The following is a 13,388-nucleotide window of genomic DNA, read 5'->3' as shown; positions in this document are numbered from 1 at the left end:
GCAGGGTGAACACATGCCAGAGGCCCCCCGGCACAATCTTCCAGCAGAGCCCAATCGGTTCGTGGGCCGCGAACGCGACCTCGACGACCTGCGCGGGCTGTTCGGCGAGACGCGCGTGGTCACGTTGTGCGGCGTCGGCGGCATCGGCAAGACCCGGCTGGCCCTGCGGGTGGCCGCCGGGCTGGTGGGCGGCTATCCGGGCGGGGTGTGGCTGGTCGAGCTGGCCAGGGTCAGCCGTCCGGAGCAGATCGTCCAGGAGATCGCCCGGGTGCTGCGGGTGCGCGAGGAGAGCGGGCGCCCGCTGCTCGACACCGTCACCGCCCGGCTGCGCGAGCTGCGCTGCCTGCTGCTGCTCGACAACTGCGAGCACCTGGTCGACGGGTGCGCCGAGCTGGCCGCCGAGCTGGTCGCCTGCTGCCCCCGGCTGAGCGTCCTGGCCACCAGCCGGGAGCCGCTGCGCATCGCCAGCGAGCTGATCTGGCGGGTGCCGCCGCTCGACCTGCCCGAGATGGGGTACGCCGACGCCGAGTCGGTGCAGCTGTTCATGGACCGGGCCGCCGCCGCCGGCACCCGGCTCGGCCCCGACAGCCTGCCCGACGTGGTCCGCCTGTGCCAGGCGCTCGACGGGCTGCCCCTGGCCCTGGAGCTGGCGGCGGCCCGTACGAGCCTGCTCAGTCCCGGGCAGATCGCCGACCGGCTCGACGACCGTTTCTCGCTGCTGACCACGGGCGGCCGTACCGCCCCGGCGCGGCAGCGCACGCTGCTGGCCACCGTCGACTGGAGCTACGACCTGCTGTCGGCCAAGGAGCAGGTGCTGCTGCGCCGGCTGTCGGTCTTCGCCCGCGACTTCGACCTCGACCTGGCCGAGCAGGTCTGCGCCGAGCGGCCCATCGCCCGGGACGAGATCGTCGACCTCCTCGGCGGCCTGGTCGACAAGTCCCTCGTGCTGTGCGACGAGGAGCGCAGGCGCTACCGCATGCTGGAGACGATCAAGCGGTACGCGATGAAGCGGCTGGAGCGGGCCGGCGAGCGCGAGGACGTCCGCGAGCGGCACCTCACCGTCCTGTGCGACCTGCAGGAACGCCACTTCACGACCGAGATGGTCCGGCCGGGGGTGCCCTGGCCGGAGCGGCTGGAGTGCCTGACGGCCAGCAAGCAGCTCCTCGACGACCAGCGGGCCGCCCTCGACTGGGCCGCCGAGTCCGGCAACGCGCGGCTGGGCCTGCGCCTGTGCGCCGCCAGCACCGCCCTGCTGCCCATCTCCGGCAACCTGACCGAGATCGTCGGCTGGATCGAGCGGCTGCTCTCGCTCGACCTCGAACCCGTGCCCGACGGGCAGGTCGCGCAGGGCAAGGCGTACCTCGCCTACGGGCTGGAGGCCCGCGACGAGCTCAGCCGGTCGCTGGAGGTGGCCACGGAGAGCCTGGCGGGCCTGGGCGAGGAGAACGTGTTCACCCGCTGCGTCATGCACAGCCTCGTGGTCGTCGTCCTGCTCCGCATGGGCCGCATCGACGAGGCGCTGCACCACGCCGAGCGGGGCCTGGCCGAGGCCACCGAGTCGGGCGACGCCTGGAACCAGGCGGCGGGGCTGGCCGGGCTGTCGGCGGTGGCGCTGACCAGGGGCCGGTTGCGCGAGGCCCAGCGGCTGGGCGACGAGGCCCTGGCGCGGGCGCGCGAGCACGGCCACCGCTGGCTCATGGCCAGGATGGCCGCCCAGCTCGGCGCCGTGGCCGAGGCCCGCGGCGACCTGGAGACCGCCAAGTCCCGCTACGAGCTGGCCGTCCCGTGGTTGTGCGAGCTGGGCAGCGACTCCGACCTGGCGCGCTGCCTGGCCAGGGTGGGCCGGGTCGCGGCCATGCTGGGCGAGTTCGCCGCAGCCAGGGAGCGGCTGGCCGACAGCCTCGCGCTGAGCCGGCAGACCGGCCAGCGGCAGGGCGTGGCCCGGTGCCTGGCCGGCCTGTCGGTGCTGGCCGAGCACGAGGGCGACCTCGACGGCGCGGTGCTGGCCGCCGCCGCCGCGGCCACGCTGCGCGAGTCGATCGGCCAGCACTCGGCCACGATCCGGATCGAGGAGCTGCTCTCGCGCGCCCGCGCCAAGCTCGGCGAGGGCCGCACGGCCTCCCTGTGGTCGCGCGGCCGGGCGATGAGCCCCGACGCCGCCGCCCGCCAGGTGCTGGCGGGGGAGCGGCCCGCGGCGCCGCCGCCCGCGCCGGCCGAGCCGGTCAGGCACTCGCTGCTGACCGTGCGCGAGCTGGAGATCGCCGGCCTGCTCACCCGCGGCCTGTCCAACCGGGCCATCGCCGAGGAGCTGGTGATCAGCCCGGCCACGGTCGCCCGGCACATCGCCAACATCATGGAGAAGCTGGGGTACACCTCGCGCGCGCAGATCGCGGTGTGGGCCGCCGAGCACCCCAGCGCTTCTGCATAGGGATCTGCATATTCCGCCCCATGTAGGCACGTGACCCCCTCCCTACCGTGGACGCCATGGATGAGCACATCGTCATGGTGGACTCCGGCACGGGCGTGGAGCTCACCGAGAAGCAGCTGGACGAGCGGTCGGCGATCGCGACCGCCCAGTTGCGGCGCAGAGGAGTGCGCGCGGGCGACACGGTGCTCGTCTGCCTGCCCGTGGGGCCCGACCTGCTGGTGGCGGCGGACGCGGTGATGGCGGCGGGCGGCGTCGTCTGGCCGGTGCCCGCCGACCTCGACCGGGCCGGGCTGGGCGAGCGCATCCGGGCCAGCGGCGCCCGGGTGATGATCTCCGACGTGCCGGAGGCGGTGGAGGCGGCCGAGGAGTCGCGGGTGCGGATCGTGATGAGCGTGGCCGAGCTGGGCGGGCGGCATCCGTATCCGCACAGTCGCGGACAGTCCACGGAAAGTGATCGCACGCGGTCGGCCGGAGGTGGAGACTGAGCGCACCTGTGATCCTCCGCTGACCCTGGGCGCCGACATGACTCCGCCAGTTCCGCACAACCTGCCCGCAGAGCCCAACCGTTTCGTCGGCCGCGGGCGCGACCTGACCGAGCTGAGCACGCTGGTCCACGACGAACGCGTGGTCACGCTGAGCGGCGTCGGCGGCATCGGCAAGACCCGCCTGTCGCTGCGGGTGGCGGCCAGGGCCGCGCCGGGCTTCGCCGACGGCGTCTGGCTGGTCGAGCTGGCCCGCCTGGCCGACCCCGCGCTGATCGTCAACGAGATGGCCGGGGTGCTCGGCGTCCGCGACGAGGCGCCGGGGCGGCTGCTGGACGGCCTGCGCGTACGGCTGCGCGAGGCCAGGGCGCTGATCGTGCTCGACAACTGCGAGCATCTGGTCGACCGCTGCGCCGAGCTGGTCGCCGGCCTGATCGCCGACTGCCCCCAGCTGCGGTTCCTGCTCACCAGCCGCGAGCCGCTGCGCATCCCCGGCGAGCTGGTCTGGCGGGTGCCGCCGCTGGAGCTGCCCGACGACCACCATCCCGACGCCGAGTCCGTGCTGCTGTTCGTCGAGCGGGCGCTGGCGGCGGGGGCCCGGTCGGTGACCGGCAGCATGGACGACGTCGTGCGCCTGTGCCGGGCGCTCGACGGCCTGCCGCTGGCGCTGGAGCTGGCCGCGGCCCGCACGAGCCTGATGAGCCCGGGCCGCATCGCCGACCGCATCGGCGACCGGTTCACCCTGCTGACCAGGGGCGACCGTACCGCGCCCGCCCGCCAGCGCACCCTGCTGGCCACCGTCGAGTGGAGCCACGACCTGCTGCGGCCCAAGGAGCGCGTGCTGCTGCGCCGGCTGTCGGTCTTCGCCGGGCTGTTCGACCTGACCGTGGCCGAACGGGTGTGCGCCGACGGCGGCATCGTGCCGAGGGCCGAGCTGCTCGACCTGCTCAACGGCCTGGTCGACAAGTCGCTGGTGCTCCACCACGACGGGCGCTACCGCCTGCTGGAGACCATCAGGCAGTACGCCGCCGAGCGGCTGGCCGAGGCGGGCGAGCTGACCCGGTTGCGCGACCGGCACCTGCGGGTGATCTGCGAGGAGATGGAGCACTGCTACCGGGCCGGCACGCTCGACCCGCGCATGCCCTGGTCCGCCCGCGTCCCGCACTTCGTCAGGGGCCGCGCGCTGATGGACGACTGCCGGGCGGCGGTGGAGCGGGCGGTGGAGTCGGCCGACCCGGTGCTCGGGCTGCGGCTGGCCCGTGCCGCCCTGGCCATCCTGGCCGTACGCGGTGAGCTGGGCGAGACCGTCGGCTGGCACCAGCGGCTGCTCGCCCTCGACCTGTCCCGGGTGCCCTCCGACGTGCTCGCCGTGGCCAAGGGCGGCCTGGCGTACGGGCTGGAGATCTGCGACGAGCTGGCCCGCGCCGAGGAGCTGGTCGTGCAGGGGGTGGAGGAGCAGAAGAGGCACCCGTACACCCACTGGCTGGGCGTCACCTACAGCGTGGCGCTGGCCGTGTTCTTCCGCACCGGCCAGAGCGAGAAGGCGCTGTGTTACCTGGAGGAGCTGGAGGCGGCGGCCGCCGCCCACGACGACCTGTTCAACCTGGCCACGGTCCGCATCGCGCAGCTCAACCTGGCGTTGTTCCGCGGCCAGCTCCGCCAGGCCCGCCGGCGCGGCGAGCAGGCGCTGGCCCTGGCCAGGGAGGCCGGCCACCACTGGACGCTGGCCAGGGCGCTGACCCACCTGGGCGCGGTGGCCGAGGCGGCGGGCGACCTGGAGGCCGCCATGACCTGCCACACCTCGGCCCTGCCGCTGCTGGAGGACATGGGCAACCGGGTCGAGCTGGCCCGCTGCCAGGCCAAGCTGGGCCGGGTGGCGGCCCGGATGCACGACTATCCGGCCGCCCGGCTGCACCTGGCCGCCAGCCTGGCGCTGAGCACCCGCACCGGCCAGCGCAGGGGCGTGGTGCGGGCGCTGACGGCCATGTCGGCGCTGGCGGCCGAGCAGGACGACCTGGAGGGCGCGGTGCTGGCCGCCGCCGCCGCGACCGCGCTGCGCGAGGCCATTGGCCAGTACGGCGTCCCCGGCCCGGTCCAGGAGCTGCTCACGCGGGCCAGGGCCGGGCTCGGCGAGGGCCGGGTCTCGCTGCTGTGGGCCAAGGGTGCCCGGCAGTCGCCCGACGAGGTCGCCAGGCGCGTGCTCGATCCCGGCCAGGCCGTTCCCGCGGGGCCGTCCGGGCCGCCGCCGGGGGCCTGGCAGGGCGGGCTGACCGGCCGGGAGCTGGAGATCGCCGCGCTGCTCACGGGCGGGCTGAGCAACCGGGCCATCGCGCTGAAGCTGGTGATCAGCCCGGCCACGGTGGCCCGGCACGTCGCCAACATCATGGAGAAGCTGGGCTTCGCTTCCCGGGCCCAGATCGCGGTGTGGGCCACCGGGCACGGCCTGGAAACGCACCACGAATAAGCTGGTATTCATGCCTTTCGCGCCACATTTCCCGGTGATGCTCAGGACCGAGGACGGTGTCCGCATCGACGCCGCCCACACCCCCTCGGCGGCCGGGGACATCGGGATCGTCATGGCGCACGGCTTCACCGGATCCTGGCGCGAGCGCACCGCCCGCCGCATCGCGCACGTGCTCAGCGGCTACGGCGGTGTGCTCGCGTTCGACTTCCGCGGCCACGGGCGTTCGGGCGGCGAGACGACGGTCGGCGACCTGGAGATCCTCGACGTGGAGGCCGCCGTACGGCATGCCCGCGTGGTCGGCTACCGGCGGATCGCGGTCGTGGGCTTCTCCATGGGGGCGGCGGTGGCCGTCCGGCACGCGGCGCTGCGCCGGGGCGTGGACGCGGTGGCGGCGGTCAGCGGCCCGGCGCGCTGGTACTACCGGGGCACCAAGCCCATGCGCCAGGTCCACTGGGCCATCGAGCAGCCGTTCGGCAGGTTCGCCGCCCGGCTGGCCAAGCGCACCAGGATCGCCGGCGGCCAGTGGGACCCGATCCCGATGCCGCCGCACGAGGCCGCCGCCCTGGTCTCGCCCGCCCCGCTGCTGGTCGTGCACGGCGACGCCGACGCCTTCTTCCCGCTGGACCACGCCCACCAGCTCTACGACGGCGCCCGCGAGCCCAAGGAGCTGTGGATCGAGCCGGGTTACGGGCACGCGGAGTCGGCCGCCAGCCCCGAACTCATCCGGCGTATCGGTAAATGGATCTCCTCGAACCTTTCGTGAGTAATACCCGTCTACCTAAGACGGATGGAAAGGATCCGCCAGGAGAAAAGTCCTCGGGGAAGGAAACCGCCTTCGCGGTGACCGTGGGACATACTTCAGTAGCCGGGCAGTCGCCGACTGTAGGCGGCGGATCCGGCACCTAGCGTCGCGGGGGCACGCTGGGTGCCTTCCCCGGCCCGCAAGAGGGGCCCCGCGGCGCGCGGGGCCCCTCTTCGCCGGCCGTCAGCCCAGCCGGGCGATCGTCTTGTACTCCAGGTAGCCGTTCAGGCCCTCGGGGCCGAGCTCGCGGCCGATGCCGCTGGCCTTGAAGCCGCCGAAGGGCGCGTTCGACTCCAGCATGAAGCAGTTGACGCCGTAGGTCCCGGTGCGCACCTGGCGGGCGACGTTCATGCCGCGCTCGGCGTCGGCCGTCCAGACCGTGCCGGCCAGGCCGTAGTCGCTGTCGTTGGCGATGCGCAGGGCGTCGGCCTCGTCCTCGTACGGGATCACCGCCAGGACCGGGCCGAAGATCTCCTCGCGGGCGATGCGCATGTCGTTGCTGACGTTGGCGAAGACCGTGGGGGCGACGTACCAGCCGCGGTCACGGGGACGGTCGAGGCCGCCGACGACGACCTTGGCGCCCTCGTCCATGCCGATCTTGATGTAGCCCTCGACGCGCTCCTGCTGGCGCTTGGCCACCAGCGGGCCGATGCCGGTCGCCGGGTCGGCCGGGTCACCGACGGGCTGGGAGTTGACCATGTTCGCCACGGCGTCCACGACCTCGTCGTACCGGCTGCGGGAGGCCAGGATGCGGGTCTGGGCGACGCACGCCTGGCCGTTGTTCATCAGCGTGGCCATGGCCAGGAAGCCCATGCTCGCCTGCAGGTCGGCGTCGTCCAGGATGATCGCGGCGGACTTGCCGCCGAGCTCCAGGCTGACCCGCTTGAGCTGCTCGCCGCAGATGGAGGCGATGCGGCGGCCGGCGGCGGTGGAGCCGGTGAAGGCCACCTTGTCGACGCCGGGGTGGGAGATCAGGTGCTCGCTCACCTCGCGTCCGGCGGGCACGATGTTGAGCACGCCCGCCGGGATCCCGGCCTCGGCCGCCCACTCGGCCAGCAGGTACGCGTCCAGCGGCGTCTCGGGCGCGGGCTTGAGCACGATCGTGCACCCGGCCAGCAGCGCGGGCGCGACCTTGGTCATGGTCACGAACTGGGGCACGTTCCACGGGACGACGGCCGCGACGACGCCGACCGGCTCGCGCCGCACGGTGATCGGCCCGAACAGCCCGGGACGCTCCTCCTCCTGGGCGAACTCCTTGCCCAGCCCGGCGTAGAACTGCAGCATGCCGAGCGGCTGCGGCGCCTGCGCGAGGTTGGAGAAGGTGATCGGCGAGCCCATCTCCTCGGTGATCAGAGCGGCCATCTCGCCCTGGCGCTCGTTGTAGATCGCGGCCAGCCGCTCGATCACGGCGGCCCGCTCGGCGAACGTCATGCGCGGCCACGGCCCGTGGTCGAACGCCTGGCGGGCGGCGGCCACCGCGCGTTCCACGTCCTCGGGGGCGCCGTCGGGGACGCGGCCCACGACCTCCTCGGTGTGGGGGGAGATGACGTCGATCGTCCCGGTGCCCGCGGGGGTCACCCATTCGCCCCCGATGAACAGCTTGTCGTGCTGGCGCATGTCGTGAGCCTCCTGCTTGACCGAATGCTTGCTTGCTGCGCGTACGCCTCAAGGCGACCGAACCATGTTCTGTCCGGGCGCGCAAGAGGGGCGCGGCAGCGGTGTGCCGCGCCCCTCGGGGCGTCGCTAGCGGGGGTCGCCCAGCAGGTGCCGCATCGACCGCTTGACCAGGTCCGTACGCGCGGCCTGGCCGGTCAGGCTCTCCACGCCGAAGCCCAGATAGACGGTGTCCGCGGTGACGATGCCGCCGCCCTCCTCGAAGACCTGGTCGGTGCGGAACCAGTTGTTGATCGAGGGTGCCGAGCCGGCCGGCGGCGCCGCGACGGCCCAGCCGCCGAGGTCGGACTCGAAGGACGTGTCACCGGCCGCCGCGCCGTCCAGGGTGACCTTGGCGTCGTCGAGGAAGACGCCCGCGCCCTGGGTGGACCAGTCGCTGACGTAGGAGATCGACAGCTCGACCCGCTTGCCCGCGTACGGGGTCAGGTCCACCTTCCACTGCTGCCAGCCGCCGGAGTTGCCCGAGGCGGCGTGCCACGCGCCGGAGGACCCGGTCGGCTCGCAGGCCGCGCCCTGGTAGTGCCGGGTGAACGGATGGATCACCCGCCAGCCGCCGCTGTTCTCGGCCTTGCAGCTCTCGCCGGTGCTCTGCGAGGTGTGGCCGTTGACGTCGGGGAGGGTGGTCCAGTCGTCGGCGCCCGCGGTGTGCGCCTCGACCGTCAGGAAGTCCCAGTCGGCCTCGGTGTCGTAGGAGGTCCAGAACGACAGGTCGCCGGAGCTCCTGCCGGTCAGGTCCACGGTGGTGGTCAGCCGCTTCCAGGAGACGTCGGCGATGCCGCTGTAGACGTCCCAGGAGCCGGTGTGGGGGTCGAAGGGGCCGCCGGGGCGTACCCACTTGACCTGGGCCGAGCTCGCGAACAGCGGGAACTGCGCCGGGGGCAGGATGGCCGAGGTGGCCACGAACGAGTTGGTGTGGCTCGGCTGCAGCGTGCCGGCGAAGCCCTCGAACGCGCCGCCGTTGCCCTTCAGCGCGAACGGCTGCCCGCCGGCCTGGTCGGCGCCCCCGTCGTCGAAGAAGACGTAGGCGCCCAGCCAGTACTGCTGGAAGTCGTTGAACACCTGGATGCACGGCGGGTCGTCGGGGACCGTGCACTCGGGGTGGCCGGGCTGGTCGGGCTCGTAGTAGTAGGCGCCGTTGTTGTTGGCCGCGTAGGAGGGGTACTTGCCGGCGTGCAGCAGCTTGCCGCCCTCGTTCAGGTAGTCGCGCACCGCCAGCTCGGTGTCCACGCCGCCCTTCGACGTGGTGCCGGCGACCTGCCCGGGGGAGCGGGGGATGACGTCGTCGCCGGTCTCCCAGACCACCGCCTTGTAGTGGCTGAGCACGCCGAGCGGATGCGGGGCCCTGCGGCCCATCTTGTCCATGTCGTAGACGTCGGTCGTGTACCCGGCGTCCTGGAGCGCCTTGACGTAGTCGGCGGCGTACTTGGCCTCGGTCCCGCCCTGGGCCGGGCTGAGGCCGGTGACGTCCTCGGTGGCCAGCACGAGCACCTTGCCGCCGATGTCGTCCTGCACGGTGTAGGTGAAGTCGCCGCTCTTCCTGCCGATCGCGCTGAACCAGACCTTGACCTTGTCGCCCGGCCGGGTGCCGGTGATCCTGCCGCGCAGCCGGTGGTAGTAGCGGTCATAGCCCTTGCCGTACCGCTCGCCGCCCTTCCACTCGCCGGTCGGCGCGATCCTCGTCCGGCCGCCGTTGACCTGGTAGTTGAGCAGGACGGGGCCGACCTTCCGCTTGGCGGTGACCTGGACGGCCTGGTCGGTGCCGTAGCTGAACTCGAACGGGTCGAGCACGAAGTCGGGCGTCCTGTTGCCCAGGTGGCTGACCGGCTCGGCCGGGTCGGCCGCGGACCTGGCGACGTCGAGCGCGAACGGCAGGTTCTTCTCGAACTCCGCCTGCACGGCCGCCTCGTCGTCGGGGAAGACGAACCCGCAGCCGTCGCAGCCCTCGTCGAGCTCCGGCGTCCAGGACAGGGTGCCGTACCTGGCGTGGGCGTGGTCGTTGGTGTCGCCGTTCGTGGTGTAGAGCTCCGCGCCGAGGTCGGGGTCGAACCCGGGGACGGCCGGGGCGTCGTCGTCGCCGGTCAGGGCCTCGTAGATCGGGTTGTCCGCGGTCTTCGTGGCGATCTGGAACCCGCTGGGGTAGAGCAGCAGCGGGCCGAAGGAGTGGTAGTTCAGGTTCATCTCGAACCTGACCCGGTTGAGCAGGCCGTCCATGGCCCTGGTCTCCGGCTCGCTGGTCGGGCCGGTCCCGCGGAAGGTCTCGCTGCTCGGGATGCTCGACGAGCCCTCCTCGTCGTAGCGGAAGTTCGTGGGGAAGTTGCGGTTCGGGTCCACGCCGTCGCCGTTGGTGATCTTCCCGTCGCCGTCGTTGTCGCGCAGGTTCTTGCGCCACAGGCGGTTGCCCTCGGTGAAGGTGAAGTCGTAGCCGTCGGGGTTGGCCACCGGCACGAACCACAGCTCGGTCCGGTTGAGCAGGTCCCGCAGCGCCGACCTGTTGGCGATCACGTACTTCAGCAGCCGCATGTCCACCTCGGCGGCGATCCACTCGCGGGCGTGCTGGGTGGCCGAGTACAGCGTGGCGGGCTTGAGCCCGTCGGGCAGCAGCCGGGCGCCCGTGGAGACCTTGACGGCGAGGATGTCCTGGCCCTTGAGCGTCCTGCCGATGGACTGCAGCTTGACGAGGTCCCTGTTGGCGTTCGCGATCGCCCTGAGCTGGTCGGCGATGCCGCCCCGCTCCGAGTACGACCGCCACACGGTGTAGCCGCCGGCCGCCTGGGCCTTGGCGGCCTGGAGGTTGCTCTGCCCCTGCGGGTTGCGCACGGGCTCGGGCCGCAGGCCGAGCTTGGCCAGCCCGGCCAGGTCGGCCTGGGCGGCGGTCAGCTCGACGTGCTCCTTGTCGCCGCCGTTCTCGTGCTGGACGACGTCGAAGCCCTTCTCCCGCAGGAACTGGGCGGTGCCTGGCTTGCCGTCCACCTGGTAGAGGTCGATGCGGTCGCCGGGCGGCAGCGGATCGACCGACGCCTCGGCGGTGAGGGGGACGAGGGAGGTGCCCAGGCCGAGGAGCACGGCCGCGGCGATGGTCATGGTTCGAGACACGATCTGCCCCTTCGCAGAGACGAGTTCGATCGCCATCTCAGACCGGGATCAAGCCCTCCACAAGGCCCAATCTTTTAGATCTTCCTTATTTCCGACAAAGGACTATGTACCTCGCCAAAGGTGCGTCAGTTGGCTGGTTCGGATGACAGCCATCAAGATCATCTTCTATAGTTTCGGTCCGTCTATGCGAGGAGGGGACGGCTGTGAGGATCTGGCGGCTTGCCGCGGTCTTCGTCGTCCTCTCCGGGCTGCTCGGGCTCGCCTCCCCGCAGCCGGCGTCGGCCGATCCCAACATCGACGAGCTGCGCAGACTCACCAAACAGGCGTCCCGGCTCAACGACCTCTACCGCGGCCAGATCCAGAGCCTGGAGGAGATCAGGATCCAGGCCAAGAACGCCACCGACACCTCCGGCGACCTGGCGGCGCGGCTGGCCGCGGCCCAGGCCGGCGTGGCCGAGATCGCGCGCCAGACGTACGTCAACGGCCCCCTCGACGGCATGCAGCTGTTCGGCCTCGGCGTCGACCCGGCCGTCGCGCTCGGGCAGGCGGCGAACATGTCGTACATGGCCGCCGAGCGGACCGAGCGCGTCCGGAGCATCCAGAAGCTCATCGCGAAGTCCAAAGAGGCCAAGCTCAACGCCAACGACAAGATCAACAGGCTGAAGAAGGAGATCAGGACCCTTCAGGGCAAGCGGCGCGAGATCGAGCGCCTGCTCGCCAAGTACGGCTTCCAGCAGCCCGGCGGCGCCGAGGGCCTGACCCAGCGCATGATCACGGTACGCGCCGAGATCATGCAGAACTTCCCGATGAAGTACGGCGTGGGCTGCCTGCGCCCCGGCGACCCCGGCGAGCACGGCAAGGGCCGGGCCTGCGACTTCATGATGTCCCGCGGCGGCACCATGGCCTCCGGGGCCGACGCCGACCGCGGGGACGCCCTGGCCGAATGGCTCATCAAGAACGGCGCGCGGATCGGCGTCATGTACATCATCTGGAAGCAGCGCTACTACGACATCCGGTCAGGCGGAGGCTGGGACCCCATGTCCGACCGGGGCGGCGTGACCGCCAACCACTACGACCACGTTCACGTCTCGGTGTTCTGAGCGACCCGCTCCCGGTACCACGCGTAGGACGCCTTCGGGGTGCGGCGGCCCGTGGCGAAGTCCACGTGCACCAGGCCGAAGCGCTGGTGGTAGCCCTCGGCCCACTCGAAGTTGTCCAGCAGCGACCAGACGAAGTAGCCGCGCACGTCCACGCCCTCGGCCCGCGCGGCCATGACGGCGTCGATGTGGCCGCGCAGGTAGTCGATGCGGGCCTGGTCCTCGACCGTGCCCTGCGGGGTGAGCTCGTCGGGCTGGGAGCAGCCGTTCTCGGTGACGTGGATCGGCGGGAGCGCGCTGCCGTACCGGGCCTTGAGGCCGGTCAGCAGCTCGCGCAGGCCGTCGGGCACGACCGGCCAGCCGAACGCGGTCGTGGGATACCCCGTGACGCCGGTGTCGCTGAACGGGAGCAGCTCGCCGGGCGGCGGGGCCGCGATCCGGGTGGGGTTGTAGTAGTTGATGCCGAGGGCGTCCAGGGGCGCGGAGATGGTGTCCAGGTCGCCGTCGCGGACGAAGTCGAGGGCGGCGGTGTAGGCCGAGAGATCCGGGTACCTCCCGAGCAGCACCGGGTCGTTGAACAGCCGGTTGTGCAGGACGTCGTAGGCGTCGGCGGCCTTGACGTCCGCCTCCTCCCGCGACGCGGGCCAGACCGGCGTGCAGTTGTTGGTGATGGCCACCTGCCGCGCGCCCGCCGCGCGCAGGGCCGCGACCGCCAGGCCGTGGCCGAGGAGCTGGTGGTGGGCGACGGGGAGGGCGTCGAGCAGCAGGGCCTGGCCGGGGGCGTGGATGCCCATGGCGTGGCCGAAGGCCATGTGCACGAACGGCTCGTTCAGGGTGATCCACAGCGGGATGCGGTCGGCCAGGCGCTCGGCGACGATCGCCGCGTAGTCGGCGAAGCGGCCGGCCGTGTCGCGGTCGGTCCAGCCGCCGCGGTCCTGGAGGGCCTGGGGCAGGTCCCAGTGGAAGAGCGTCGGCACGGGCTGGATGCCGGCCGCCAGCAGGCCGTCGGTGAGGCGTTCGTAGAAGTCGAGGCCCGCGGGGTTCACCTCGCCGGCGCCGAACGGCTGCACCCGCGGCCAGGCGATGGAGAAGCGGTAGGCGTTCACGCCGAGGCCGGACATGAGGGCGACGTCCTCGCGCCAGCGGTGGTAGTGGTCGCAGGCCACGTCCCCGGTGTGGCCGTCCCTGGTCCGGCCGGGCTCGTGGGCGAAGGTGTCCCAGATGGACGCGCCCCGGCCGTCCTCGGCCACCGCGCCCTCGATCTGGTAGGCGGCGGTCGCCGTACCCCATAAGAACATCTCGGCTCCTTTATGCGAGTATGGCTCATGTTAACGGACGGCAAAGTGGC

At 72.3% G+C, this 13,388-nt stretch carries 8 protein-coding genes; 5 read left to right on the top strand and 3 right to left on the bottom strand.

What is annotated here, in order from left to right; all coding sequences use genetic code 11:
* The first annotated feature begins 13 nt into the window (after positions 1 to 13).
* The 4 genes from AB0J46_RS12785 to AB0J46_RS12770 are packed head-to-tail and all read left to right on the top strand — an operon-like array spanning position 14 to position 6,137.
* A complete protein-coding gene (locus tag AB0J46_RS12785) occupies positions 14 to 2,428 on the top strand; it encodes a LuxR C-terminal-related transcriptional regulator (RefSeq protein ID WP_364330295.1) in 2,415 nt (804 codons plus the stop codon).
* 56 nt (positions 2,429 to 2,484) lie between these two features.
* Positions 2,485 to 2,913 carry an AMP-binding protein gene (locus tag AB0J46_RS12780; RefSeq protein ID WP_364330292.1) on the top strand — a complete coding sequence of 143 codons (429 nt, stop codon included), beginning with the start codon at positions 2,485 to 2,487 and terminating at the stop codon, positions 2,911 to 2,913.
* Between the two features lie 37 nt (positions 2,914 to 2,950).
* The gene (locus tag AB0J46_RS12775) at positions 2,951 to 5,374 is read left to right on the top strand and encodes a LuxR C-terminal-related transcriptional regulator (RefSeq protein WP_364330289.1); all 2,424 of its coding nucleotides are present in this window, start codon (positions 2,951 to 2,953) and stop codon (positions 5,372 to 5,374) included.
* A gap of 10 nt (positions 5,375 to 5,384) precedes the next feature.
* A complete protein-coding gene (locus AB0J46_RS12770) occupies positions 5,385 to 6,137 on the top strand; it encodes an alpha/beta fold hydrolase (protein ID WP_364330286.1) in 753 nt (250 codons plus the stop codon).
* A 222-nt stretch (positions 6,138 to 6,359) separates the two neighbouring features.
* On the opposite strand, the gene AB0J46_RS12765 is transcribed toward AB0J46_RS12770, so the two are convergent.
* Together AB0J46_RS12765 and AB0J46_RS12760 are read right to left on the bottom strand one after the other, a co-directional pair.
* On the bottom strand, positions 6,360 to 7,793 hold the full coding sequence (locus AB0J46_RS12765; RefSeq protein WP_364330283.1) for an aldehyde dehydrogenase: 1,434 nt from the start codon (positions 7,791 to 7,793) through the stop codon (positions 6,360 to 6,362).
* Positions 7,794 to 7,919: 126 nt separating this feature from the next.
* Positions 7,920 to 10,943, bottom strand: a complete 3,024-nt coding sequence (locus AB0J46_RS12760; RefSeq protein ID WP_364330280.1) for a M14 family zinc carboxypeptidase — start codon at positions 10,941 to 10,943, stop codon at positions 7,920 to 7,922.
* 203 nt (positions 10,944 to 11,146) lie between these two features.
* Between AB0J46_RS12760 and AB0J46_RS12755 the strand changes: the two genes are divergently transcribed.
* Positions 11,147 to 12,043 carry a hypothetical protein gene (locus tag AB0J46_RS12755; protein WP_364330277.1) on the top strand — a complete coding sequence of 299 codons (897 nt, stop codon included), beginning with the start codon at positions 11,147 to 11,149 and terminating at the stop codon, positions 12,041 to 12,043.
* Here the strand turns inward: AB0J46_RS12755 and AB0J46_RS12750 are convergent.
* Entirely contained in the window at positions 12,025 to 13,338 is a 1,314-nt protein-coding gene (locus tag AB0J46_RS12750; RefSeq protein ID WP_364330274.1) for a GH1 family beta-glucosidase, read from the bottom strand. The genes AB0J46_RS12755 and AB0J46_RS12750 overlap by 19 nt on opposite strands.
* Between the last annotated feature and the right edge of the window lie 50 nt (positions 13,339 to 13,388).

Origin of the sequence: Nonomuraea sp. NPDC049758 (assembly GCF_040674635.1) — a bacterium.
In the GTDB taxonomy this organism is placed as follows: Bacteria; Actinomycetota; Actinomycetes; order Streptosporangiales; family Streptosporangiaceae; genus Nonomuraea.
The sequence above is the reverse complement of the archived record's forward strand: the minus strand, read 5'-3'. Positions and strand labels throughout refer to the sequence as shown.